Source organism: Curtobacterium sp. MCBA15_007 (assembly GCF_001864905.1).
Lineage (GTDB): Bacteria > Actinomycetota > Actinomycetes > Actinomycetales > Microbacteriaceae > Curtobacterium > Curtobacterium poinsettiae.
On sequence record NZ_MJGM01000024.1, the window covers coordinates 68,582 to 93,568 of the forward strand.

General features: G+C 71.9%; 26 protein-coding genes. 14 read left to right on the forward strand and 12 right to left on the reverse strand.

Annotated elements, in window-relative coordinates:
* The first annotated feature begins 191 nt into the window (after positions 1-191).
* Positions 192-1,445 carry an MFS transporter gene (locus BIU95_RS11905; RefSeq protein ID WP_071251758.1) on the forward strand — a complete coding sequence of 418 codons (1,254 nt, stop codon included), beginning with the start codon at positions 192-194 and terminating at the stop codon, positions 1,443-1,445.
* Between the two features lie 77 nt (positions 1,446-1,522).
* Here the strand turns inward: BIU95_RS11905 and mnhG are convergent, their stop codons facing one another.
* The 7 genes from mnhG to BIU95_RS11940 form a co-directional block, all read right to left on the reverse strand.
* Positions 1,523-1,870 (reverse strand): monovalent cation/H(+) antiporter subunit G, encoded by a 348-nt coding sequence (mnhG, locus tag BIU95_RS11910; protein WP_228499857.1) that lies wholly within the window; start codon positions 1,868-1,870, stop codon positions 1,523-1,525.
* Between the two features lie 5 nt (positions 1,871-1,875).
* Positions 1,876-2,214, reverse strand: a complete 339-nt coding sequence (locus BIU95_RS11915; protein WP_083389355.1) for a hypothetical protein — start codon at positions 2,212-2,214, stop codon at positions 1,876-1,878.
* Positions 2,211-2,792, reverse strand: a complete 582-nt coding sequence (locus tag BIU95_RS11920) for a Na+/H+ antiporter subunit E (protein WP_017887555.1) — start codon at positions 2,790-2,792, stop codon at positions 2,211-2,213. Before BIU95_RS11920 ends, BIU95_RS11915 begins: the two co-directional genes overlap by 4 nt.
* The gene (locus tag BIU95_RS11925; RefSeq protein ID WP_017887554.1) at positions 2,789-4,480 is read right to left on the reverse strand and encodes a Na+/H+ antiporter subunit D; all 1,692 of its coding nucleotides are present in this window, start codon (positions 4,478-4,480) and stop codon (positions 2,789-2,791) included. Before BIU95_RS11925 ends, BIU95_RS11920 begins: the two co-directional genes overlap by 4 nt.
* Entirely contained in the window at positions 4,477-4,887 is a 411-nt protein-coding gene (locus BIU95_RS11930; protein ID WP_017887553.1) for a Na(+)/H(+) antiporter subunit C, read from the reverse strand. Before BIU95_RS11930 ends, BIU95_RS11925 begins: the two co-directional genes overlap by 4 nt.
* Positions 4,884-7,796 carry a Na+/H+ antiporter subunit A gene (locus tag BIU95_RS11935; RefSeq protein ID WP_056073230.1) on the reverse strand — a complete coding sequence of 971 codons (2,913 nt, stop codon included), beginning with the start codon at positions 7,794-7,796 and terminating at the stop codon, positions 4,884-4,886. Before BIU95_RS11935 ends, BIU95_RS11930 begins: the two co-directional genes overlap by 4 nt.
* Positions 7,797-7,897: 101 nt before the next feature.
* Positions 7,898-8,650: an SDR family NAD(P)-dependent oxidoreductase gene (locus BIU95_RS11940; protein ID WP_071251760.1), complete on the reverse strand. Its 753-nt coding sequence runs from the start codon at positions 8,648-8,650 to the stop codon at positions 7,898-7,900.
* Between the two features lie 45 nt (positions 8,651-8,695).
* On the opposite strand from BIU95_RS11940, the gene BIU95_RS11945 reads away from it, so the two are divergent.
* The 6 genes from BIU95_RS11945 to BIU95_RS11970 all read left to right on the forward strand — a co-directional run bounded on the left by BIU95_RS11945 (position 8,696) and on the right by BIU95_RS11970 (position 13,836).
* Complete coding sequence (locus tag BIU95_RS11945) at positions 8,696-9,418, forward strand: SDR family oxidoreductase (protein ID WP_071251761.1); 723 nt, start codon at positions 8,696-8,698, stop codon at positions 9,416-9,418.
* Positions 9,415-10,074, forward strand: coding sequence for a FadR/GntR family transcriptional regulator (locus BIU95_RS11950; protein ID WP_017887549.1), 660 nt, complete (start codon positions 9,415-9,417; stop codon positions 10,072-10,074). Before BIU95_RS11945 ends, BIU95_RS11950 begins: the two co-directional genes overlap by 4 nt.
* A 68-nt stretch (positions 10,075-10,142) precedes the next feature.
* A complete protein-coding gene (locus BIU95_RS11955; RefSeq protein ID WP_017887548.1) occupies positions 10,143-10,763 on the forward strand; it encodes a DedA family protein in 621 nt (206 codons plus the stop codon).
* A 10-nt stretch (positions 10,764-10,773) separates the two neighbouring features.
* Positions 10,774-11,670 (forward strand): SMP-30/gluconolactonase/LRE family protein, encoded by an 897-nt coding sequence (locus tag BIU95_RS11960; protein WP_017887547.1) that lies wholly within the window; start codon positions 10,774-10,776, stop codon positions 11,668-11,670.
* A 7-nt stretch (positions 11,671-11,677) separates the two neighbouring features.
* Complete coding sequence (rlmC, locus tag BIU95_RS11965) at positions 11,678-12,829, forward strand: 23S rRNA (uracil(747)-C(5))-methyltransferase RlmC (protein WP_017887546.1); 1,152 nt, start codon at positions 11,678-11,680, stop codon at positions 12,827-12,829.
* Between the two features lie 302 nt (positions 12,830-13,131).
* On the forward strand, positions 13,132-13,836 hold the full coding sequence (locus tag BIU95_RS11970; protein WP_017887545.1) for a transglycosylase family protein: 705 nt from the start codon (positions 13,132-13,134) through the stop codon (positions 13,834-13,836).
* Positions 13,837-13,909: 73 nt separating this feature from the next.
* Here BIU95_RS11970 and BIU95_RS11975 read toward each other — a convergent pair whose 3' ends face one another.
* Positions 13,910-14,953 (reverse strand): LCP family protein, encoded by a 1,044-nt coding sequence (locus BIU95_RS11975; protein ID WP_017887544.1) that lies wholly within the window; start codon positions 14,951-14,953, stop codon positions 13,910-13,912.
* Between the two features lie 80 nt (positions 14,954-15,033).
* Positions 15,034-15,441, reverse strand: a complete 408-nt coding sequence (locus tag BIU95_RS11980; protein ID WP_017887543.1) for a MarR family winged helix-turn-helix transcriptional regulator — start codon at positions 15,439-15,441, stop codon at positions 15,034-15,036.
* A gap of 76 nt (positions 15,442-15,517) precedes the next feature.
* On the opposite strand from BIU95_RS11980, the gene BIU95_RS11985 reads away from it, so the two are divergent.
* From BIU95_RS11985 to BIU95_RS12000, 4 genes are all read left to right on the forward strand, one after another.
* Positions 15,518-17,632: an efflux RND transporter permease subunit gene (locus BIU95_RS11985; protein ID WP_071251762.1), complete on the forward strand. Its 2,115-nt coding sequence runs from the start codon at positions 15,518-15,520 to the stop codon at positions 17,630-17,632.
* A gap of 12 nt (positions 17,633-17,644) precedes the next feature.
* On the forward strand, positions 17,645-18,295 hold the full coding sequence (locus BIU95_RS11990; RefSeq protein WP_017887541.1) for a GntR family transcriptional regulator: 651 nt from the start codon (positions 17,645-17,647) through the stop codon (positions 18,293-18,295).
* Between the two features lie 145 nt (positions 18,296-18,440).
* Positions 18,441-19,937: an LCP family protein gene (locus BIU95_RS11995; RefSeq protein WP_017887540.1), complete on the forward strand. Its 1,497-nt coding sequence runs from the start codon at positions 18,441-18,443 to the stop codon at positions 19,935-19,937.
* Positions 19,938-19,975: 38 nt separating this feature from the next.
* Complete coding sequence (locus BIU95_RS12000) at positions 19,976-20,758, forward strand: endonuclease/exonuclease/phosphatase family protein (protein ID WP_052481908.1); 783 nt, start codon at positions 19,976-19,978, stop codon at positions 20,756-20,758.
* Between the two features lie 30 nt (positions 20,759-20,788).
* Here the strand turns inward: BIU95_RS12000 and BIU95_RS12005 are convergent, their stop codons facing one another.
* Positions 20,789-21,538 (reverse strand): hypothetical protein, encoded by a 750-nt coding sequence (locus BIU95_RS12005; RefSeq protein WP_071251763.1) that lies wholly within the window; start codon positions 21,536-21,538, stop codon positions 20,789-20,791.
* 198 nt (positions 21,539-21,736) lie between these two features.
* On the opposite strand from BIU95_RS12005, the gene BIU95_RS12010 reads away from it, so the two are divergent.
* On the forward strand, positions 21,737-22,663 hold the full coding sequence (locus BIU95_RS12010) for an SDR family oxidoreductase (protein ID WP_042540542.1): 927 nt from the start codon (positions 21,737-21,739) through the stop codon (positions 22,661-22,663).
* A 97-nt stretch (positions 22,664-22,760) separates the two neighbouring features.
* Here BIU95_RS12010 and BIU95_RS18300 read toward each other — a convergent pair whose 3' ends face one another.
* Positions 22,761-23,078 (reverse strand): hypothetical protein, encoded by a 318-nt coding sequence (locus tag BIU95_RS18300; RefSeq protein ID WP_017887536.1) that lies wholly within the window; start codon positions 23,076-23,078, stop codon positions 22,761-22,763.
* A gap of 85 nt (positions 23,079-23,163) precedes the next feature.
* Here BIU95_RS18300 and BIU95_RS12020 point away from each other — a divergent pair, with 85 nt between their 5' ends.
* Both BIU95_RS12020 and BIU95_RS12025 read left to right on the forward strand, forming a co-directional pair.
* Entirely contained in the window at positions 23,164-23,382 is a 219-nt protein-coding gene (locus tag BIU95_RS12020) for a hypothetical protein (protein ID WP_139179767.1), read from the forward strand.
* A 91-nt stretch (positions 23,383-23,473) separates the two neighbouring features.
* Positions 23,474-23,668, forward strand: coding sequence for a DUF2795 domain-containing protein (locus tag BIU95_RS12025; RefSeq protein WP_027467172.1), 195 nt, complete (start codon positions 23,474-23,476; stop codon positions 23,666-23,668).
* A gap of 119 nt (positions 23,669-23,787) precedes the next feature.
* Here BIU95_RS12025 and BIU95_RS12030 read toward each other — a convergent pair.
* A partial coding sequence (locus tag BIU95_RS12030; protein ID WP_071251765.1) for a threonine/serine exporter ThrE family protein occupies positions 23,788-24,987 on the reverse strand: 1,200 nt, incomplete at its 5' end.

The following is a 24,987-nucleotide window of genomic DNA, read 5'->3' on the forward strand; positions in this document are numbered from 1 at the left end:
CGGGGTGTCGTGACCGGCGGGACCAAGCCCGGCCCGAACTCCTCCGGGGCCCGGACGCCCGCTTGGTACGATGGGCGCTGTTCAGAACACGCAGTGTGTATCTACCGGCCGCCGGCTCCCCGGCGGACAACGGCGGCACCCGATGGGTCCGCCCCCGCCGAACCGGGTCGGGCCGAGAAGGCACAACCCCGATGCTCCAGACCCGTTCCACCAGCGACACCGGCACCACTCCGGCCGCAGCCGACGCCTCACTCGTCTCCCTCGCCGGCCGTTGGTACTTCCCCGTCGCGTTCATCGCCCGGCTCCCGTTCGCCATGATGGTCGTCGGCGTCCTGACACTGGTCGTCGCCACCCGTGACTCCGTCGCCCTCGGTGGCGTCAACTCCGCCGCCGTCGGCATCGGCTCGGCGATCTTCGGCCCGATGGTCGGCGCCGCGGCCGACCGCTTCGGCCAGCGGGCGGTGCTCGTCCCCGTCGGCCTGGTGAACGCGGCGCTGCTCGGGTTCTTCCCGTTCGTCGTCAGCGGCACCGCGCCCGACCTCGCGGTCCTCGCGGTCGCGTTCTGCATCGGTGCGTCGGCCCCGCAGGTCGCCCCGATGTCCCGCACGCGGCTCGTCGCGATCATCGGCCAGCGGATGGCCCCGGCACGGCGCGAGAAGACCCTCAGCGGCACCATGGCCTACGAGTCCGCCGCCGACGAGACCGTCTTCATCATCGGGCCGTTCCTGGTCGGCATCCTCGCCAGCGCGATCGCGCCGTGGGTGGCCGTCGCCGGCGCCTCGGTCCTGACGTTCGTGTTCGTCACCGCATTCGCGCTGCACCCGACCGGCAAGCTCGTGGTCGGCCAGCACGCGGAGCTGACGCAGGCACCCGCGCGGCAGCTCCTGCGCCCGCGACTCGTGGTGGTGGTGGTCGGCATCCTCGGTATCGGCCTGTTCTTCGGCTCGACGCTCACTTCGCTCACCGCGTTCATGGAGACCCACGGCGAGGCCTCGCAGGCCGGTCTGCTCTACGGCCTGATGGGCATCGGGTCCGCCGGGTTGGCGCTCGGGTCGGCGGCGTTCCCCCGGGCGTTCGGCCTCGGTTGGCGCTGGCTCGTCTTCGGTGTCGTGCTCCTCGGCGGTGCGATCGCGTTCGCCAGCGCCGACTCCGTCGTCGCCGCGGGCGTCATCCTCGCGGTCATGGGCATCGGGATCGGGCCGACCCTGGTCGCCCAGTACAGCCTCGGCTCGGACCGGTCACCCGTCGGCCGCTCCGCCACCACCATGACGATCCTCGGGTCCGCGGTCATCGTCGGCCAGTCGATCGCCTCCGCGATCGCGGGTGACGTCGCCGAGCAGCACGGCACCGCAGCGGCGATGCTGCTGCCGGCGGTCTCCGCCGCCATCGTCGTGGTCGCCGCGGTCGGCAACCTGCTGCTGCCCCGCCGGGTCGCGACCGCCTGACGGCGAACGTGACCACCTGACGGACGGGAGGCCCGTGGCGACGCCGCCACGGGCCTCCCGTCCGTCAAGTGCCTGCGTTAGGACTCCGTGTCGTCGACGAGCAGGTCCTCGTGCCGGTAGTCGTCGGCTCGCAGGCCGGCGCGGGCGATCATGTGCGTCGAGACCGGCACCAGGAACAGCTGGAACACCATGATCGGCAGGACGACCCAGAACGCCGTCCACGTCCACACCGCGACGACGATCGCGGCCAGCGCGAGGGCGAGCCCGAGCACCTGCGGCTTCGCCATCGCGTGCAGGCGGACGAGCGGGTCCGGGAACCGGACGATGCCGACCCCTGCCCCGAGCGACAGCAGGGACCCGACGAGCAACAGCCCGACGGCGATCCAGGCCCGGAGGCCGGCGTCGTCGACGAACGACTCGATCATCTCGATCACGACTGGTCCTCCTCGGCGCGCTCGGGTGTGGTGGCGGTCAGGCCCTCGTCGGACGGGTCCGCCGAGGGGGTGACGGCCCGGGCGACAGCGACGGTGGCGAACACGCTCGTGGCCGAGATCACCACGAGCACGGGGATGCCGGTCAGGTCCTGGCGGACGACCATCGCGGCGGCGATCACCACGAGCACGGTCGTCAGCACCATGTCGGAGCCGATCATGCGGTCGAGGATGGTCGGACCGCGCACGATGCGGAACACCGCGAGGGCGAACGTCGCCCCCAGGAGCGCGAGCACCAGCGCGACGGCGACGGCCATCACCACGACGGCGGGGCTCACCGGGTCACCTCCGGCAGCGGCTCGGACAGCTCGGAGACGTCCTGCTTCGACCCGAGTGCACGGATCACCATGGCCTCGATCCGGAGTGCCATCCGGCGTTCGTCGTCGACCTGTTCCAGGCGCTCGGTGTCGAGCACGTGGAGCAGCAGCCGGCGGCGCCGCAGGTCGACGTCGGCGACGTACGACCCGGGCACGAGCGAGACCGCGAGGGTGGCGAGCGTGAAGGTCATCTCGGACGTGGAGTGCAGCTGCACGAGCGTGATCGAGCTGCGCCGCACACCGCGCGGGCGGAACGCGACCCAGGCGACCCGGAACGACGCCACGATGACCAGCCCGGACCACACCACCAGGAACCGCAGCACGTGCACGATCGAGAACCGTGCGGACAACGGGACCGGCGGGAGCGGCAGCGCCTGGGTGACGATGAGCGCCACGACGATGCCGCAGAGCAGCGTCAGCGGGGTCCACGACCCCCAGAGCAGCGCCCACAGCACGGTGAGCCCCGCGACCAGGGGCACGTCGTAGCGCCACGCCAGGGCGATCCGCCTGGCGTTCGAGATGCGGCGGACGTCGGTCATCGCTCACCTCCGAGCACGGCCTGCACGTAGCGGTCGGGTGACTCCAGCGACTCCGCTGCGCGGGTCGCGTAGCCGTAGAGCGGGCCGGCGACGACGGTCAGGGCGACGGACCCGAGCACCGCGACGGTCGTCACACCGACGAGCATGCGCGGCAGGCGCACCTTCTCGGGGGCCTCGCCGACCGCCTCGGTCGCGCCGGTGGTCGGACTGGAGGCGGTGGCCGCGTGCGGTGCGTCGGTGACCGTCACCGAGCCTCCCGGGTGGTACGCCTCGCCCGTCTCCTCGGAGACGGTGAGCGGCGCCGGTTCCGGCGACCGCAGGTGGGCGTGCGGTTCGGCGCTCGTCGCGTGCGGGGCCGCGGCCTCGGCGGCGGGCTTCGGCCGCCAGAAGGCGGCGTCCCAGACCCGCATCAGCGCGTACAGGGTGAGCAGCGATGTGACGACGCCGGCGCCGATGGTGACGTAGGCCATCGGGGAGCCGTCCTCGGCGGCGGCGCGGAACAGGCCGAGCTTGCCGATGAAGCCGGAGAACGGCGGGATGCCACCCAGGTTGAACGCGGGGATCAGGTACAGGGCGGCCAGCAGTGGTGCGGCCTTCAGCAGTCCGCCGAGCGACCGGGTCGAGGTCGTCCCGCCGACGCGTTCCATCAGGCCGGACACCAGGAACAGCGTGGTCTGCACGACGATGTGGTGCACCGTGTAGAACACCGCGGCCGCCGTGCCCGCGACGGTGCCGAGGCCGACGCCCATCACCATGAAGCCGATGTGGCTGATCAGCGTGAAGGACAGCAGTCGTTTCACGTCCGTCTGCGACACCGCGCCGAGCACCCCGACCACCATCGTCAGCGCCGCGACCACCAGCAGCACCTCGTTGAGCTGTGGCCGCGGGAAGATCACCGTCTCGAGCCGGATGATCGCGTAGATGCCGACCTTCGTCAGCAGGCCCGCGAAGACCGCCGTGACCGGTGCCGGGGCCGTCGGGTACGAGTCCGGCAGCCAGAACGCCAGCGGGAACACCGCCGCCTTGATGCCGAACCCGATCAGCAGCATCGTGTGCAGGAGCAGCTGCACGTGCTCCGGAAGGTCGGCGACGCGTTCGCTGATCTGGGCGATGTTCACCGTGCCGGTGGCGCCGTAGACCAGGCCGATGGCGGCGAGGAAGATCGCCGACGCGATCAGGCTCGTGACGATGTACGTCGTGCCCGCCCGGACACGCTGTTCACTGCCGCCCAGGGTGATGAGCACGTAGCTCGCCACCAGCAGCATCTCGAACGCGACGTACAGGTTGAACAGGTCGCCGGCGATGAACGAGTCGAGCACACCCGCCGCGAGCACCAGGTAGGTCGGGTAGAAGATCGTGACCGGGGCGTCCTCGTCGTCGGCGGCCAGGCCCTGCCCGATCGAGAACAGCAGGACGAGCAGCAGGACGCTCGCACTGACGGTGAGCAGCAGGGCGCTCAGCCGGTCGACGACGAGCGAGATGCCGTACGGGGCGTCCCAGCCGCCGACCTGCACCACGATCGTGCCGTGCCGGTCGACCAGGACCATGAGCGTGGCGGCGACGGCCAGGGCCACGACGAGCACCACGACGGTGATCGCGCGCTGGAGCTTCTGGTGCCGGAGGAGTCCGAGCGCGACCGCGGCACCGAGCAGCGGGACGAGGACGAGGAGCGGGACGAGCCAGGTCATCGGGTCGCCTCCTGTTCTGCGTCGGTGGTGGTCTCCGGGTCCTCGTCGGCCGGCTCGTCGCGGTCGCGGCCGATGGCGGCGTCGGCCTCGTCGACCTCGACCTCGTCGGCACGGGACAGCTGCCACGACCGGTGGATCAGGGCGAGCAGGAACGCGCTGACGGCGAAGGTGATGACGATCGCGGTCAGGGCGAACGCCTGGGGGAGCGGGTCGGTGATGCCCTCGGCGCTCTTGCCGATCGGCGGGTCGCCCGCGGCACCGGACATCACCAGCAGCAGCAGGTTGAGCGAGTTGCCGAGCAGCAGGAAGCCGAGGAGCATCCGCGTCAGGGAGCGTTCGAGCAGCAGGTAGACGCCGCACGAGAACAGCACCGCCATGGCGATCACGAGGACGAGGGTGACGGTCACGTGGCGCTCCCTTCCGGGGTGGGGGCATCGAGGGTGTCGCCGACGGACTCCTCGGTGGTGTCGCGTGTCGGGGTCGAGGCGTCCTCGAGGCGCTGCCGGTCGACCTCGGCCCCGAGACTGCGGAGGACGTCGAGCACCAGGCCGACGACGACCAGGTACACGCCGATGTCGAAGAACGTTGCGGTGACGAACTCGACGTGGCCGAGGACCGGGACGGTGGCCTCGAAGAACTCGGAGTACAGGGCTTCGCGGCCGAAGAACAGCGGCACGATCGCGGTGATCGCGGCCGTCGCGACCCCCAGGCCGAGCAGGCGACCGGCGCGCACCGGGGCCGCGGCGCCGAGTTCGGCCGGTCCGCCGGCCAGGTAGCGGGCCGCGAGCGCGATGCCGGCGACCAGGCCACCGGCGAACCCGCCACCGGCGGCGTTGTGCCCGGCGAACAGCAGGTAGACCGACAGCACGATCAGGCCGTGGAACAGCAACCGGACGACCACGTCGAGCAGGGCCGAACGCCCGGTCGGGATCGCGGCGCTCGTCGGCAGCCAGGCGCGGGGCTCACCGTCGGTGCGCTCGCCGTTCGCGGTCAGGGTCTCCGGCAGGTCGCGCAGCCGGGGCAGGGTGTCCTCGCGCGAGTTCACGAAGATCAGGCTCGCGACACCGGTGGCCGCGGCGACCACGACGGTGAGTTCACCGAGGGTGTCCCAGCCGCGCAGGTCGACGAGGGCGACGTTCACCACGTTGAGACCGTGCCCGAACGAGCTCGTCAGCGCGGGCAGGTCCGGCCAGAGGGGACGCGCGGTGCGGGCCGAGGCAGCGACGACGACGACGATGGCGAGCGTCAGCCCCGCCAGCCCGGCGAACAGGGCCCGCACGATGCGGAACCGCGACGGGTTCGTCGTCGCGATGCGCGGGGGCAGTCGGCGCAGGACCAGGACGAAGGCGATCAGGGTGACGGTCTCGACCACGAGCTGCGTCAGGGCGAGGTCGACGGCGCCGTGCAGGACGAATAGCACCGAGAGGCCGTAGCCGGTGACGCCGACCAGGACGGCGGCGGCGAACCGGGTCTTCGCCGTGAGCACCGCGACGCCGGCGATCGACATCACGATCATCACCGGGATCTGGCCCCACGAGTCGGCGAAGCGGACGTGGAACTCCCACGGACCACCGAGCACCAGGTTGGCGAGCGCCCCGGCGACGAACACCGACAGGATCACCGTCAGGTAGTAGGGGAGCGAGCCGCGCTGCAGGCTCGCGGTGAGCCCGGTCGCTCCGCGGTCGAGCAGCCGCATCCCGTGCCGGTACGTGCCCGCGGCGCTCGGGAACCCGGCGAGCCGGTGCTGGATCGCCTCGACCGGTCGGCGCAGGGCGAACAGTGCGAGGCCGCCGACCAGGGTGATCGCGGACAGGCCGAGCGCGGGCTCCAGGCCGTGCCAGAGCGCGAGGTGCGGGACCGCTTCGCCGCCGAGCGCCGCGGTCGTCGCAGCGGGCTCGATGCCGTGCGCGACCACCGGGGTGAGCAGGCCGAGGGCGAGGCCGGTGAGCGCGAGGACCGAGGGGACGACGGCGAGGCCGTGCAGGGCGTGCGGCTCGGTGGTCGCGACGCCGGGCTTCCGGGCGAAGGCGCCCCACAGGAAGCGCAGCGAGTACGCCACGGTGAGCACCGAGCCGACGGTCACGCCGACCAGGGCGAACCACGCCCAGCCGGCGTCGGGGCCGTGCAGCGACTCGGTGAAGCCGGTCAGCACGGCTTCCTTCGCGACGAACCCGATCGTGGGCGGGATCCCGGCCATCGACACCAGCGCGAGCACCGCGACGACCGCCAGCCACGGGCGGGCACGGCCGAGTCCGCTGAGCCGACCGAGGTCGCGCGTGCCGGCGACGTGGTCGATCGCACCGACGACCAGGAAGAGCGTGGACTTGAAGGCGGCGTGCGCCACGAGCAGCGCGACCCCGCCGAGGGCGACCGCGGGGGCGCCCCATCCGGCGGCGAGCACCAGGAACCCGAGCTGCGCCACGGTGCCGTAGGCGAGCAGGAGCTTCAGGTCGGTCTGGCGCAGCGCCCGGTACCCACCGACGAGCATCCCGGCGACACCGAGCAGCGTGATGGTCTCGCGCCAGCCGTCGAGCAGCGCGAACGCGGGGGCGAGCCGGGCCACCAGGTAGATGCCGGCCTTCACCATCGCCGCGGCGTGCAGGTACGCGCTGACCGGGGTGGGCGCGGCCATCGCGGCGGGCAGCCAGAAGTGGAACGGCACGATCGCCGACTTCGTCAGTGCTCCGAGCAGCACCAGGACCACCGACACCGAGACGACTGTGCCGCTCGGGGGGTCGGCGACGATCCCGGACAGCGACGTCGTACCCGCTGCGACCGAGAGCATCACGAGACCCGCGAGCATCGCCAGGCCGCCGGCGGTGGTCACCACGAGCGCCTGCATGGCGGCGGCACGGCTGGCGCGCTTCGCGGCGTCGTGCCCGATGAGCAGGTAGGAGAAGACCGTCGTGGCCTCCCACAGGACGAACAGCACGATGACGTCGTCGGCGATCACGAGCCCGTACATCGAGCCGGCGAAGGCGGTCAGGACCCCGGCGAACCGACCGAGCCCGGGTTCGTCCCGCTCGAAGTACGAGGCGCAGTAGACCAGCACCAACGCGCCGACGATCGACACCACGAGGGCGAGGACCCACGACAGGGCGTCCATCCGCAGCGTGACGTCGAGGTCGAGCTGGGGGACCCACTGGTGCCGTTCGACGACGCTGCCGTGCAGGGCGGCGTCGGTCTGGGCGATCGTCAGCACCGCGGCGGCGGCGGGGGCGAGGGCTGCGACGAAGAAGACGCGGCGCCCGAGGACGGGGGTCAGTGCGGGGACGATCAGGGCGACGATCGCGAACGCGACGAGGACGAAGACCATCGGGCACCTCCTCGGGGTCGGGCGGCAGTCCGGCTCACTGGGCTCTCACAGCTTACGAAGCGAGCCATGTGGAGAACCTGTGCGGCCGGACAGCAGTCCGCTCAGGTCCGACCGTGTGCGCGGGCGGGGATCTGGGTCGCGAGCTTGCCGCCGGAGACGTCGAGCAGGGTGCCCGTGATGTACCCCGAGGCGTCGCTCGCCAGGAAGACGAGCAGGTCGGCGACGTCGTCCGGAGTCTCCCACCGGCGGAGTGACAGCGTGTCCAGCAGACGGTCCTGTGCCTCGGTCGGCATCGTCGCGAAGCCGTTCATCGCCGTCGGCACCATGCCGGGTGCGTACGCGTTCACGGTGATCCCCCACGGGCCGAGCTCGGACGCCAGGACCCGGGTGAACGAGACGACCGCGGCCTTCGACGCCGCGTAGGCCGCGCTCCCGACGCTCGGCACGATCGCCGCGAACGACGCGGCGTTGACGATCCGACCGCGCCCGGCCGCCTGCATCACCGGTGCGACGGCCTGGCTCATCAGGAACGTGCCACCGAGGTTGACGTCCATGCAGCGGCGCCAGGCGTCCCACTGCAGTTCGGCGACCGTGCCCGTGACGTTGATGCCGGCGTTGTTCACCAGGACGTCGATCGTGCCGTGCCGCCTGACGACCTCGTCCACGGCGTCGCGCACGGACTGCGGTTCGGCGACGTTGCACACGACGTGCTCGAGCGGGAAGTCCGGTTCGAAGGCCAGGTCGAGTGCGACGACGCGGCACCCTTCGTCGACGAAACGGTCGGCGAGCGTGCGGCCGATCCCTCGCGCTGCGCCGGTCACGACGACCACGCGGTCGGTCAGGTCGAGGTGCATCGTTGCTCCCGTCGTCGGTGCCTTGAATAGGCATACTATTCGAGCATGACGGATCAGCGTGTGCTCTGGGTCACGGGTGGGGGCAGCGGCATGGGGGCCGCGGGTGCCGAGGCGGCGGCACGGGACGGCTGGACCGTGGTGCTGAGCGGGCGTCGCGCGGACCGACTCGAGCAGGTCGCAGGCGCCATCCGGGCAACCGGCGGGACCGCGGACGTCCTGCCCCTCGACGCGAACGACCCCGCAGCCGTGGCCGCCGCACGTGACGTCGTGCTCGAGCGGCACGGCCGGCTCGACGGACTCCTGCTGGCGGCCGGGCTCAACGCCCCGCGACGCCGGTGGGACGACCAGTCGCTGACCGACTTCCGGGCGATCGTGGACACGAACCTCACCGCGGCCGTCACCGTCGTGGACGCCGCGCTGCCGGCACTCCGCTCGTCCGGCGGTGTCGTGGTCGTCGTGTCCTCGTACGCCGGGTGGTCCTTCCAGCCCGGGGCCGGCGTGGCGTACTCGGCGAGCAAGACCGCGCTCGGATCGGTCGTCCGGAGCCTGAACCAGCAGGAGGCCGAGCACGGCGTGCGTGCCACACACCTGTGCCCGGGCGACGTCGCGACGGACTTCCTGGACCAGCGGCCGGAGGTCCCCGACGCGGCCGCCCGCCAGCGCATGCTCCAGCCGGAGGACGTGGGGCGGACCGTCGCCTTCGTGCTCGGGGCGCCGGCTCACGTCCGCGTGGACGAGCTCGTGCTGTCGCCGGTCTCCCAGCGGTGACGAGCACCTTCGATCGGGTCCTCGACCAGGTCGGTGACGCCGTGGTCTCCGGCACCCTGGCCGCGGGGAGCCGCCGGAGCGTCGACGACCTGGTGGCCTGGACGGGTGCCAGTCGCAGCATCGTCCGCGAGGCGGTGCGTGTCCTCGTCGCCCTCGGCCTGCTCACCGCCAGGCGCCGGGTCGGCGTCACCGTCCTCGATGCGGATCGGTGGGACGTCCTGGACCCGCGCGTGGTGCGGTGGCGCCTGCGGGGCCCGGACGGCGACCGGGTCGCGGTCGAACTCCGCGAGCTGCGCGCGGCGGTCGAACCCGCCGCGGCCGCCGCGGCAGCCCGGCGAGCGGCGCTCGACGCCTGTGCGGACCGACGGGAGGCGCTCCGCACCACCGCGGACGAGCTCGCGGCCGCCGCGACCCGCGACGACCGCCCCGACTTCGTGACCGCGGACGTGCGGCTCCACGCGCTCGTGCTCGACCTGTCCGGCAACACGCTGTACCGACGCCTGCACCGGGTCGTGGGCCAGGTCCTGCTGGAACGCGGGAGCATCCGTCCGGACCGGCACGACGTCGGCCTCCACCTCGCGCTCGCCGGTGCCGTGGTGGACGGACGCCCGGACGACGCGGCCGCGGCGATGCGGGCGATCGTCGACCGGACGTGAGCGGCGCGCCGCCGACCTGCGAAGATGGAGGCCGGTGCGCTCCCTCCGGTGCCCGTGGAGGGTGAGTCGTGGACGCAGCACAGGACCTGGTCGTCCAGCTCGTCGGCACCCCGTGGGCCTTCCTCGTGGTCGGCCTGGTGCTCGCCGTCGGCAGCGTGGCGGTCTTCCTCCCCAGCCAGGCACTCGTCGTCGCGATCGGCACGCTCCTGGTCGGTGGCGACGGTGGGCTCCTGCCGGTGCTCTTCCTCGTCGTCGCGGCGTCGATCGGCATGGTCCTCGGCGACCTCGGGCTGTACCACCTGGCGCGCTCCGTCGACCTCGGTTCGCGGTCCTGGTTCGCGCGTCCGAAGGTCCGCGCGGCCCGCGACGCCATCGACGGCCGCTACCGCGCCGCTCCCGGGCGCATCGCGGTGCTCGGACGCTTCATCCCGATGGGCCGGTTGACGACGAACCTGGTCGGCGCGGACAGCGGGCTCGACCTCCGGCGCTTCCTGGTCAGCTGCGTGCTCGCCGACGTCGTGTGGGCCGCGTACTGCGTCGGCATCGCCGCGGCCACCGGGCGCTGGAGCCGCGAGCAGCCCTTCCTCGTCACGACCGTCGCCGTCGTGGCGTCGATCCTGCTCGGCTTCGCGATCTCCGCGATCGAGAAGGCCGTCCGACGGCGCAGTGAGGCCGCCGCCGCAGCCTGAGGAAAGTAGTGTGGGCACCCCGTTCGAAGGAGAACCCGTGCTGCTCGACGACCTCGTGCCGGACCCCGACGCGCTCGACCGCATCGCCACCGGCAGCACCTGGGCCGAGGGTCCCTGCTGGATCCCGACCACGCGGACGCTGCGGTGGTCCGACATCCCCGGCGACCGGATCCTGCAGTGGCACGCCGACTCCGGGGAGACCTCGGTGTACGCCGACGGTGTCGAGTTCACCAACGGCCGCACGCTCGACCGCGACGGCAGCGTCGTGCAGTGCTCGCACGGCCTGCGCCGGGTGGAGCGTGACCGCGACGGGGTCGTCACACCGATCGTCGACACGTGGAACGGCGTCCGGTTCAACTCCCCGAACGACGTCGTCGTCGCGCGGGACGGCGGTGTCTGGTTCACCGACCCCGCCTACGGCATCACCCAGCCGCGCGAGGGACACCCCGGCGTCCGCGAGTACGGCGACCACTGGGTGTTCCGGTGCGGACCGGCGGGCGAGGACCTGCGGCCCGTGGCGACCGACCTCGACGAGCCGAACGGCCTGGCGTTCGACCCGGACGAGCGGGTGCTGTACATCGCGAGCTCGTCGGGCGACGAGCCGGTCATCCGCGCGTACGACCGCCGGGGCGACCTGCTGAAGAACGGTCGGGTGTTCGCGCGGCTCGAGCCGGGCGAAGGCGCGCCGGACGGCATCCGGGTCGACGTGCACGGCAACGTCTGGTCGTCGTCCCACCGCGGCGTCGTCGTGTTCGACCCGGCCGGGGCACGCATCGGCGAGGTCGCCGTCCCCGAGGTCACGTCGAACCTGTGCTTCGGTGGCGACGACGGCACGACGCTCTTCCTGACGGCGACGACCTCGGTGTACCGGATCGTCACGACGACGCGGGACGCTGCCGTATCCTGACTCGGCCATGCAGTGCGACTACTTCGACCGCGGGGTGTGCCGGTCGTGCACGCTCATGGGCCAGCCCTACGCCGACCAGGTCCTCGACAAGGAACTCCGGACGCGCGAGCTCCTGCACGACGCCGTCGAGGCCGCCGGGGGTCCCGGTGCGGTCTCCTGGTCACCGGCGATCACGAGCCCGGAGTCGGGGTACCGGAACAAGGCGAAGATGGTCGTCGGCGGGTCCGTCGAGCACCCGACCGTCGGCATCCTCGACCACCGGCAGCGCGGGGTCGACCTGCGGCACTGCGGGATCTGCACCCCCGGCATCCGGCACGCGCTGCCCGTCCTGGCCGGGTTCGTCACCACCGCGGGGCTGATCCCGTACGACGTCGCCGCACGCCGCGGTGAGCTGAAGTACGTCCTGGTCACCGAGTCGCCCGACGGCGAGCTGATGATCCGGTTCGTGCTGCGTTCGGAGGGGCAGCTGCCGCGACTCCGACAGCACCTCGACACCCTGCGCGCCGCGCTGCCGAACGCGGTCGTCGTGACCGCCAACCTGCTGCCCGAGCACAAGGCCGTCACCGAGGGCGACCGCGAGGTCGTGCTCACCGAGCAGGAGACCCTGCCGATGCGCCTCGGCGGGATCACGATGCACCTGCGGCCGCAGAGCTTCTTCCAGACGAACACCGGCGTCGCGACCGAGCTGTACGCGCAGGCCTCGACCTGGATCGACGAACTCGATCCCGCGTCGATGTGGGACCTGTACTGCGGCGTCGGCGGGTTCGCGCTGCACGCCGCTCGTCCCGGCCGCGCGGTGACCGGCATCGAGTCGAGCGCCGAGGCGATCCGCTCGGCGAAGCAGTCGGCGCGTGAGGCCGGGCTCGAGGGCGTCCGGTTCGCCGCCGACGACGCCACGGAGCACGCCCTCCGGACCCGTCCGGATGCGGTGCCCGAACTCGTCGTGGTGAACCCGCCGCGTCGCGGGATCGGCGAGCGGTTGTCGACCTGGCTCGAGGAGTCGGACGTGCAGCACGTCGTCTACTCGAGCTGCAACCCGGTGACCCTGGCGAAGGACCTGGCCCGCATGCCGTCGTTCCGGCTCCGACGGGCCCGGGTGCTCGACATGTTCCCGCAGACCGGCCATCTCGAGGCCGTCACGCTCCTGTCGCGGGCGTGATCCGGGCCTCCCGGTCGTCATTGCCAGGGAATTGCCAAGGTGACGTACCCGGGTACGGGTCGATGACCATGGCCATGGGAATCGAGGCGTACAGGTTTCCGCCAGGGGTACATAGCATGAACGGGTAGAACCGTTTGTCTCAGTTTGATAACGGTGAAGAGTTTCCTATGGTTGCCGACCGAGGTGCCGCCGGCCCGATGACCACTGCCCCCGGTGGCGCACCCCACAACTGACCGCGATCGGTCGGGGTGGGCAGTGGATCCCGCAGCAGATGCGGCTCGTGACCCCGGTGGAGCAATCACATGAAGAAGCTTTCCCGTACCCGCACCATCGTCGGCGGCCTGGCGTTCGCCGGCATCGCCGCGACCGGTGTCGGCCTCGCGGCAACCCCCGCGAACGCAGCGTCCGGTTCGACCTGGGACCAGCTCGCGCAGTGCGAGTCCGGCGGCAACTGGGCCATCAACACCGGCAACGGCTACTACGGCGGCCTGCAGTTCAACCTCGGCACCTGGCAGGCGAACGGTGGCGCTGGCAACCCCGCCTCCGCCAGCCGCGAGGCCCAGATCGCCGTCGCCGAGCGCGTCCTCGCCTCGCAGGGCTGGGGTGCCTGGCCCGCATGCTCCGCCCAGCTCGGACTGAGCGGCACCAGCGGTGCGGCTCCCGCAGCGGCCGCGCCGGCGCCCGCGCCGGCTCCGGCTCCGGCCGAGCAGGCCGCCCCGCAGCCGGCGGCTCCGGCTCCGGCCCCCGCCGAGCAGGCTGCCCCGCAGCAGGCCGCGCCGAGCACCACCGAGTCGACGCCGGCCCCGGCAGCGACCACGCCGAGCAAGCCGGCCCCGGTCAAGACGAGCGGCAAGACGTACACGATCGCCTCGGGTGACACGCTCGACACGATCGCGACGAAGCTCAAGATCGAGGGCGGCTGGAAGCAGCTCTGGGCCGCGAACACGTCGACCATCGACGACGCGAACCTGATCTACTCCGGCCAGGAGCTCCAGCTCCCCGCCTGATCTCTCCGCAGACCGAACACGACGACGCCCCACGACCTCGAGTCGTGGGGCGTCGTCGTGCGCGAGGCGGGGGCTACTGCGGGTTGTCGGTGAGCCAGCCGGCGACGTCGTCGGAGCGGAGCGCCTGGGACAGCGAGGAGACCTCGAGCCCGTTCAGCGTGACGATCGACTGCCCGTCCGGCGAGGTGCCGGAGCCCGCGGTCGGCACCGTGAAGGTCACCAGGTCGTCTGCTCCGACGCCCCGGAGCGACCAGCCCAGTCCGACCAGTCGTGAGAACGACAGGCCCGCGTCGACCGACAGGTGCTCGCTCGTCGCGGTGACGAAGTCCTGGATGCGCCCGGGGTTCGTGACGGTGTCGCGGGACAGCAGCCCGTCCACGACGCCGCGCATGAACGCCTGCTGGTTGCGGACGCGGGTGTGGTCGGCGTCGGCGAAGGCGTAGCGCTCCCGGACGAAGGCGAGCGCGGCGGCCCCGTCGAGCCGGTTCGCCCCGGTGGTGAAGTCGTGGCCCCGCGCCGAGAACGCCACGGGTGAGTCGACCGTGACGCCGCCGAGGGCATCGGTCATGTCCTCGAACCCGGCGAAGTCGATCTCGGCAACGTGGTCGATCCGGACGTCCAGGAGCTGTTCGACGGTCTGGGTGGTGAGGGCGACCCCGCCCCAGGAGTACGCGGCGTTGATCTTCGCCCGCCCGTGTCCGGGGACCTCGACCCACGAGTCACGCATGATCGACATGAGGTACACGTGCTGTCGATCGGCGGGGACGTGCGCGAGCATCAGCGTGTCCGACCGCCCGCCGAGTTCGGGCCGTGCACCCTCGGGGCCGCCCTGTGCGCGGGCGTCGGACCCGATGAGCAGGATGTTCTCGCCGCCCGTGGCGCTGGGCCGTGCACCGTCGGGGAACGGGTCGGCGATGGTGTCACGACCGGCGTCGAAGCTCCGCGCGAGCCCGCCGACGAAGACACTCGCGACGACGGCGACCACGACGGCGATGCCGACGAGTGAGCCGAGCGTCGCCACCAGGGCGACCAGGAAGGGCCGTCGCCGGCGCGTGCTGCGGATGGCGGTGCGGTGGGCGTGGTCAGCGGCCGCCCGGGCCGCGCGACGTTCGGACATGCGGGGGACTCCTGCGGGTTCGGGTCGGCGAGCAACCGACCCGAGGATCTTATCGCATGTGGTATTTCAAGTACAGCGTTTCAGTCCTGCTGTGGTTTCGCCAGGACCTCGCGAAGCGCGACCCGCAGGGCGGCGTCCTCGGGCAGGACCTCGCGCTCGATGTGCCGCGCGGTCTCCCAGGCCGACCGGCCGGCCGGCGTCACGCGGACCACGCGGCGGCGACGGTCCGCGGCGTGCGGGGTGCGCTCGACCAGGCCGTCGCGCTCCATCCGCTCGAGGGTGCGGGACATCGTCTGCGGCTGGACCCGGGCCGTGCGGGCGATGGTGTCGGCGCCGGTCGGGCCGGTCCTGATGAGGATGTCGATCGCGACCACCGCGGCGTGCGAGAGCCCGATGGCCCGGAGTCGTTCGTCCCAGTCCCGCTCGACGGAGCGTGCGGCCGCGGACAGCAGTCGTCCGAGGGGCCACTGCTCGGTCGTGTCCTCCATGTCGTGATTCTACGGTGGGCGGTGCGCGCGATCGTCAAGTAATCAGCATGCTGACGATCGGTGTACGCTCGCCGACGTGTCCCGCTTCCTCCGCATCGTCCTCCCCGCGCTCGTCATCGTGGTCTGGCTCGGCATCGCCTCGGTCGGCGGTCCGTTCTTCGGCAAGATCTCCGAGGTCTCCACCAACGACCAGACCTCGTTCCTGCCCGCCTCCGCCGACGCCACGAAGGTGCAGGAGCGGTCCTCGGAGTTCCGCGACGAGTCCGGGGCACCCGCGATCATCGTCCTCGAGCGTGACGGGGGACTGACCTCGACCGACCTCGCCGACGCGAAGGCGCTCACCACGACGCTGTCCGACCGCGCGGACGTCGAGGCCGTCAGCCCGGTGATCCCGAGCGAGGACGGCGATGCGGTCGAGATCGTCGCGACGCTCACCCAGGACGCCGAGACCGGCGCCGCGGTCGAAGCCGTCCGGGCCGACGTGGACGATGCGCTGCCGTCCGGTGTGCGCGGGTACGTCACCGGTCCGGCCGGGTTCACCGCCGACCTGACCGAGGCCTTCGCCGGCATCGACGGGCTGCTGCTCGGGGTGGCGCTCGCCGCGGTCTTCGTGATCCTGATCATCGTCTACCGATCCCCCCTGCTCCCGGTCCTGGTGCTCGGGACCGCCACGTTCGCCCTCTGTGCCTCGATCCTCGTGGTCTGGTGGCTCGCCAAGGCCGACATCGTGACGGTCAACGGGCAGGTGCAGGGGATCCTGTCGATCCTGGTGATCGGTGCCGCGACCGACTACGCGCTCCTGTACACCGCGCGCTTCCGTGAGGCCCTGCGTGACCACCGCACCGGCTGGGACGCGACGAAGGCCGCGCTGCGCGGGAGCCTCGAGCCGATCCTGGCCTCGGGCGGCACGGTGATCGTCGGGGTGCTCTGCCTGCTGCTGTCCGACCTCAACTCGAACAAGGCGCTCGGCCCCGTCGCCGCCATCGGCATCGCGTTCAGCCTGCTCGCCGCCCTGACGCTCCTGCCCGCGCTGCTGCTCGCGTTCCGCCGTGCGGCGTTCTGGCCCCTCCGTCCCGTGCACGGCAGCGCCCACCCCGTGCTCACCGGCCCCGACGCCCGAGGTGTCTGGGCACGCGTCGGCCGGCTCGTCGCCCGTCGTTCGCGGGTGGTGTGGATCGTCTGCACGGTCGGACTGCTCGCGATGGGCACCGGCCTGTTCGGGCTCAAGGCCGACGGTGTGCCGCAGAGCGACCTGATCATCGGGTCGTCCCAGGCACGCGACGGGCAGGACGTGCTGGCCGACCACTTCCCCGGCGGCTCCGGCAGCCCCGCGCAGGTGATCGGCGCCGAGCGGGACCTCGACCAGCTCGTCGACGCGATCACGGCGGTCGACGGGGTCGACGGTGTCGTGGCCGCGGCGAAGGACAGCCCCGCCGGCACCGTCCCGGTGACCGGGGACACCGCAGGCAGCGCCGCGCCGACCGTCTCCCGCGGCGACGTCCTGCTCGAGGCGACCCTGTCGGACGCCGCAGACTCCGACGCCGCCGAGCAGACCGTCCGCGACCTCCGCACCGCCGTCGAACGGGTCGACCCGGGCGCGATCGTCGGTGGCGTCACCGCGACGGCGGTCGACACGAACGACACCGGCATCCGCGACCGCACGCTCATCATCCCCGTGGTGCTCGTCGTGATCCTGCTGATCCTGATGCTCCTGCTCCGCAGTGTCGTCGCACCGCTCGTCCTGATCGGCAGCGTGATCGTCTCGTTCGCGGCGGCCCTCGGTGTCGGTGCTCTCGTCTTCGACCACGTGTTCCACTTCCCGGGCGCCGACCCGAGCGTGCCGCTGTACTCGTTCGTGTTCCTGGTGGCCCTGGGCGTCGACTACAACATCTTCCTCATGACCCGGGTGCGCGAAGAAGCACTGCGCCACGGTCCGCGCGAGGGCGTCCTGCGCGGCCTGGGGGTGACCGGCGGGGTGATCACGTCCGCCGGCGTCGTGCTGGCCGCCACGTTCGCGGCCCTCGGCGTCATCCCGATCCTGTTCCTCGCGCAGATCGCGTTCGTCGTCGCGTTCGGCGTGCTGCTCGACACGATCGTGGTCCGGTCGCTGCTCGTGCCGGCACTGGCGTACGACCTCGGGCACCGGGCCTGGTGGCCCTCGCGCCTCTCGCGCACGCGCCCTGACATGTGACACGCTAGGCCCATGCCAGTTCCCTCGACGCAGCCCGCCGCAGAGCGCAAGCTCCTCCGTGACACGGTGCAGGACAAGATCCGCGACGCCATCATGGACGGCACGCTCGAACCCGGGGAACGGCTCAACGACGACGACCTCATCGCGTGGCTCGGGGTGTCCCGCACACCGATCCGCGAAGCCCTCGCCGAACTCGCCCGTGCCGGCCTCATCGAGATGGCGCCGAACCGCTACACCCGGGTCGCGGCGCCGACGAAGGAAGAACTCCTCGACGCGTACCGCACCCTCGGCGTGATCTACGGCGGCGTCGTGCGGCTCGCGGTGCCCCGGTTCACGGACGCGCAGCGCAAGAAGATCGTGAAGATGCTCGACGACGTGCACGCGCGGGTGAGCGCCGACGAGCAGGACAAGGTCGCGCGTGACGGTGCCGGCATCTACGCGATGTGGGCTGACGCGTGCGGCAACCCGTCGCTCGTGCAGCTCTGCGCGTCGACCACGGACGGGCTCTCCTTCAAGCTCCGCGTGCCGGAGCTCGCCGAGCTCCTGCCGGCCGACGTGATCCTGCCCGAGCTGACGAAGCTCAAGGACGCCGTCGTCGCGAAGGACCCGATCGCCGCCGAGCTCGCCATGGAGGCGATCCACCTGCTCCCGTCGCGCGACTAGCGTCACGAGCGTGACCGGTGACGGACAGGAGGCCCGTGGCAGCACCGCGGACACCGTTCCGTCACTCAGGTGGTGACGGCCACTACGGGGTGACCTTCCAGGCGCATCCCATGTCGTCCGTCCACTCGCCGGTTATGGTTTCCCGGTGAGCAACGAACCCGAGCAGACGACCGAGCCCGCGCGCCGCGGTGCCGCGACGCCGCGCCACGGGCGCCAGAAGCGTCGGGCGGGCGTGGTGTTCCCGGCCGTCGCGGGGGTGCTCACGATGGCCCTCCTGCTGGGCGTCGGGTACGCGGGCTACGCGTACAACCAGCTGTCCGACGGCGTCACGATCGTCAACGCGATCACCGGCAAGAAGGACACCAAGGACGACGTCGACGGCAAGGCGCAGAACATCCTGCTCGTCGGCGACGACCACCGTCCGGACAACGCCACCCCGGAGCAGCTCGCCGAACTCAGCACCCAGGACGACGGCGGTGCGACGAACACCGACACGATGATCGTGCTGCACATCAGCGCCGACGGCAGCCAGGCGACGATGATCTCGTTCCCCCGTGACTCGTACGTCGACATCCCCGACGTCGGCAAGGGCAAGCTCAACAGCGCCTTCTACTACGGCACGCTCAACGGCGGTGGGGACACCGGCGGTGCGAAGATGCTCATCAAGACCATCGAGAACCTGAGCGGCCTGCAGATCGACCACTACGTCCGCGTCTCGCTGCTCGGCTTCTACCAGGTGGTCAAGGAGCTCGGACCGGTCGAGGTCTGCCTGAACCAGGCGACGAACGACCCCTACTCCGGCGTCAACCTGCCCGCGGGCAAGTCCTCGCTGAACGCGAAGGAGGCGCTGTCCTTCGTGCGCCAGCGCCACGGCCTGCCGAACGGCGACCTGGACCGCAACGTGCGCCAGCAGTACTTCCTGTCGCAGGAGGCACGGAAGGTCACGTCGGCCGGCACGCTGCTCAACCCCGTGAAGATGGGCAACATCCTCAAGGCCGTCGGTGGATCGATCCAGACCGACACCGACCTGATCGACCTCGCCTCGCAGATGCGCAACCTGCGGCCCGGCAACATCCAGTCGGCCACGATCCCGACCCTCGGCACCCCGACCATCTACGTGAACGGCTCGCCGCTGTCCATCGTCGAGGTCGACACCGTCGGACTGCCCGCGTTCGTGCAGGGCCTGGTGGGGCAGCCCGAGGCGTACACGAAGGCCCGCCGCGCGCAGCCCGCGAACACCTCGGTCACCGTGCTGAACGGCAGCGGGGTCGAGGGTGCTGCGACCGCGGCCGGCCAGGTCCTGACCGCCCGCGGTTTCCAGGTCCCGCCGGCCGGCTCGTCCGCGACGACGAAGACGACGCAGGTGCAGTACCCCGCCGGCCAGGAGGCGCAGGCGAAGGCCGTCGTGTCCGCGGTCCCCGGCGCCGTCGCCGTCCGCACCGCCAGCGTGACCGGTGTCACCCTGGTGCTCGGCACCGACGGCAAGACCGCGAAGCCGGTCGCGACCGAGCCGAGCGCCGGGGCCTCGACGCCGGCGACCGGCGGCTCGGGCTCGAAGCCGACGAAGAAGCCCGCGAAGGAACCGACGCCCAAGTCGACCGACGTGCACAACTACGGCACCGAGGGCACCTGCATCAACTGATGGGAACCCGCCGGGGGACCGGTCGGTAGGTTCGTGGAGTGACCAGCGCCGCACGCCCGATCGTCCTGATGACCTACAACATCAAGAACCCGGACCCCGCGCACGACTGGCCGGCCCGACTACCGGTCGTGCTCGACGTCATCCGTCGACACGACCCCGACGTGCTGTGCGTGCAAGAGGCCTTCGCCCACCAGATGGACGACCTGCGTGCCGGTCTGCCGGACCACGCCGACGTCGGGCAGGGGCGCGAGGGCGGCGACGCCGGCGAGCACGCGGCCGTCTTCTACCGCCGCGACCGCTTCCGCCCGTCCGACGAGGGGTCGTTCTGGCTGTCGGACACCCCGGACGAGCCCGTCTCGAACACCTGGGGCAGCCTGTACCCGCGGATCGCGAACCACGCCCGGTTCCTCGACGCCGAGGGTCCCGCGTTCACCCTGCTCACCACACATCTGGACCACGAGCCCGGACCGCACGGTGACGAGGTCCGGGGCCGGAGCGCCGCGCTCATCGCCGAACGGTTGGCCGGCACCACCGGGCCGGTCGTGTTCGCCGGGGACTGCAACGAACCCGCGGGCACCGGCACGGCATCGCGGGTGTTCGCCGAAGCCGGGTTCGAAGACGCCTGGCTGGCTGCGGGTGACCCGTCCGACCGCACCGCCACGTTCAACGACTGGCAGCCGCCGGTCGACTCGGCCGAGCGGATCGACTGGGTGCTCACCCGGGGCATCAACGCCGTGGACCGCGTGGTGATCGACCACGACGGCCCCGAGACCTGGTTCGCCAGCGACCACTTCCCGGTGATCACGACCCTGCGGGTCTGAACCGGTTCAGCAGCTGCGCTCTGCTCGCTGTCAGCAGCTGCGCTGCGCGTGGACGGGCATCGGTGAACCGAGCACCGTGACGGTCGTCTCGTTCGTCAGCGCGGAGACCCCGTTGGTCCCGGCATCGTCGGTGCGCTTGCCCGACTCGTGGTCGTCACCGTCGTCGTGGTGCCGGTCCGCCCACCCTTCGCGGAGCAGGAGCTGCCAGGCACGCGAGTCGTCCGATCCGAAGGAGACGCGCTCGGAGCGGGGCGCGTCGGCGATCTCGTCCCCGATGTCGTCGCCCACCCGGACGCCGTCCGGGCCGGTCAGTTCGATCTGCCTGCCGAAGGTGCTGCGGACCGCGTCGCGCAACACCCGGATCTCGACGGCGTTGCCGGCCGCGGCGTCGGTCGTCAGGGCTGCCACGCGGACGGCGCCGCCCCAGGTGTACGTGGTGCCCGCGGGGAAGCACGCCCCGCCGTCGCCCTCGGCCGTCTGCGTCCGCGACGGGGTGCCGAGCAGCCGGTTCAGCACGCTCACGGTCAGGCCGGAGTCGCGCATCGAGGACTCGACGACGGTGTCGTCGCCGTCTCGGAGCACCAGGGCCTCGGCGTCGAGCTCGATCGAGTCCACACGGCGGAGGTCCGCGTTCGTCACGTGGACCGGAGCGGCGTCGTGCGAGGTCTCGGCAGCGACGGCCACGTCGACGCCGAGCCCGGTGGTGCCGTCGAACGCGAGCGCACCGGCCGAGAAGGCCAGCACGGCGGCGCCGAGCGCCAGCAGGGTCCGAGGAGTCACCGTTCGACGGTACGACCTCGGTCGGGGCAGAACGACAGGTGTTACCGAATCGGGGCCGGCCCGTCACCGGACCGTGACAAACGAGGATCACGCACCTGCGGCCCCGGACCGGAGCGGACGGCGGGCGCAGGCCGCTCCGCGCACCGGGGGACAGCCTCCTGGACGGCCCGCAGCGACCCCCTGCGTACCGTCGGCGGCATGACGGACCAGCAGAACGACCAGACCGGGCCTGACCAGTACGTGATGCAGGACCCCACGAAGATGTACGCCGACAAGAAGCCCGACGAGCAGTACCTCGAGGGTGCCGGCACCGACGCGGAGATGGCGCAGAACGTCCCCGCCGACCACGGTGAGGACACCTACCGGGGCTCGGGTCGTCTGACCGGCCGCAAGGCGCTCGTCACCGGTGGCGACTCCGGCATCGGTGCCGCCGTCGCCATCGCCTACGCCCGTGAGGGTGCGGACGTCGCGATCTCGTACCTGCCCGAGGAGCAGGAGGACGCCGACCGCATCGTCAGCCTGATCGAGGCAGCCGGCCGCAAGGCCGTCGCGCTGCCGGGCGACATCACCTCGCTCCAGGTCTGCGAGCAGCTCGTGGCCGACGCCGTCGAGCAGCTCGGCGGCCTCGACATCCTGGTGAACAACGCCGGCAAGCAGCAGAACGTCGACGACATCACCAAGATCTCCGACGAGGAGTTCGACGAGACCTTCAAGACGAACGCCTACGCGACGTTCCGGATCACGAAGGCAGCCGTGCCGCACCTGCAGCCCGGCTCCACGATCATCAACACGACGTCGATCCAGGCGTACGCTCCGTCGCCGCACCTGGTGCACTACGCGGCCACGAAGGCGACCGTGAACAACATGGCCAAGGGCCTGGCCGCGCAGCTCGCGCCGAAGGGGATCCGCGTGAACGCGGTCGCTCCCGGCCCGATCTGGACGCCGCTGCAGCCGGCCGGCGGCCAGCCGCCCGAGGCGCTGCCGAGCGCGGGCGAGCAGACCTACCTGGGTCGCTGGGGCCAGCCGGCAGAGCTCGCGCCGGCGTACGTGTTCCTGGCGAGCGGTGAGTCGTCGTACGTCGTGGGCGAGACGCTGCACGTCGACGGCGGGATGCCGACGCCGTAGGGCGCCTGTTCTGACAGGACTCTGACGGGAGGCGCGGTGCCGGTGGGCACCGCGCCTCCCGTCGTCCGTGTGGTCGGGTCGACGGCGTCTGGTCGCGTCAGCAGGTGACGGAGCGTGCCATCCGCTCGAGGAGCTCGCGCGCGGACATCGCGGCGGCCAGCTCGACCTCGACGGGGTTGATGCCGATCGCCTGCTCGAAGGCGCGGCGCCGGGCCTGGTCGGCGATCGGTACCTCGGGGCGCTGGGGGAGCACCGCGATGGCCCGAGCCGCCGCCTCGAAGGCGCCGACGGGCCGGCCGAGCTGCTCCCACATGGCCCGGACGTCGTGCGCCACCTGGTCGGGATCGCCGCCGAACTCGAACCCGGCGGAGGCCATGGTGGCGAGTCCCTGGGCTGTGGGGTCGTTCGGGGTCATGCCCGCATGGTCGCACGGACGGCCGCGAACCGGCTCGACGTCCGGGTCTGTCCCCCCTTGTGCCGCCACCCGTACCGGGGTGCTGGTGCCCCGGCGTTGTGCGTTCGGCGGCGCCGAGCATCTCATCGCGCTGTACGAGGGGCTGCAGCTGCAGGCCCTGCTGCGTGCCGAGCTCGACCTCGTGGCGGCGTTCGACCGCGCCGTCGCCCGGCTCGAGCGCGGCTGGATGGAGCGGTACGAGCCGCAGGCCGCCCGCCGTCTGGCGATGTGGGACGACGACGACTCGGGCAGCTGGGAACTCTGACCGGCGGTTCGTCCACGGAGCGCGTTCCTTGCGTCGTCGTGCAGCGCACCGCGGGTACCCCGGGTGTCGTAACCCGACGGAAGGAACCGACATGGCAGCACCGAACCCCATCCAGGTCCAGAAGTACCTGAGCGGCATCGACTACCCGGCCTCGAAGGACGACGTGGTCTCCACCGCCGAGCAGGAGGGTGCTCCGGACGACGTCCTCGAGGCGCTCCGCGCGATCCCGGACGGCGAGTACGACGCCCCGACCGCGGTGTCGAGCGCGGTCTCGGACGCCGGCTGACGTCGACCGAGCCCGTTTAGTGAGCAGAAGACGTCGGGTGCGACGACCGCACCCGACGTCTTCTGCTCACCGAGCGCACCCCGCCGCGCTCACGAAGCGCCGAGTGCACCCCGCCGCGCTCACGACGCGCCGCCGGCACCACCGCTCCGCGACCCGCGCGGCACCGACCCGTCGCCGGGGTCGTACCCGGTGTCCCGGATGACCCGCAGTGCCCTGGTGTCGTTGTGGACGGAGTGCACGACGACCCGACGGGTGCGTCGGAGTGCTCGCCGGGCACCCGGTGTCGCGAAGAGCCCACCGAGCACCAGGCCCGCGCCGATCCCCAGCGCCACGGACACCGCCGCCACGAAGTCGAGGGCCGCGCTCGACGAACCGGACATGAAGTTCAGCAGGGCGTCGGACACGGCGACACCGGGCAGGAGCGCTCCGCAGAACGCCGGCACCGCGATCGCCGCCACGGCCGTCCGCATCCGGACCGCCGCGTAGGTCGACAGCACGCCGAGCAGGACCGCCGCCAGGAACGTCGCACCGAGTAGCGGCAGGCCGAGCTGCCGCAGCCCCCACAGCGACGCACCCGCGGCGACCGAGAACACCACGGTGACGGGGATCACCCGCGCGCTGGCCTGCTGCACGAAGCAGTTCGCCCCGGCCGACACCACGGTGAGCGAGAGCGAGGCCCACAACGGCAGCGTCTGCGTGACGATGCCGGACGGGTCGACCTCGAGGTGCAGCCACTTCGTCATCGCGATCCCGGCGGGCACCCCCACCACGATCGCCGCGATGACCAGCCCGATGTAGAACGCGCGGGCGACCGCCATCGCCCGGAACCCGGAGATCGCGTCCTGGGCCCAGGTCACGAGCGCGACGTGCGGCAGGAGCAGGACCACCAGCGCCGCCACCATGGTCGCGGCGCCGGCCGGGTGCAGCACACCCGCGCCGATCGCGAGGGTGCCGATCACGGACGCCACCGCCCCCTGCGCCCCGGACACGAAGAACTGCGGGTAGCCGCGGCCGGTCAGCCAGCGCCCCGACAGGATGATCCCGAACATCAGCACGAACGCTCCGATGCCCGCTCGCCACCCGCCGCCGGCCTGCATCGCGATCGAGGTGCCCAGGATCGACAGCCCCACGTCGGCGAGCCACGTGGGCCAGCGTGGCGGCATCCGCAGCACCGCGACGAGGGCGCTCACCGCCGAGGTCATGTCGCGCTCGTCGTGGATCAGGTCGTCGACGATCTGGTTCGCCCGCGCCAACCGGTCGAGGTCGGAGCCGTCGGAGCTGACCGTCCGGACCTTGACGAGCGGCGGGACGTCGGCCGG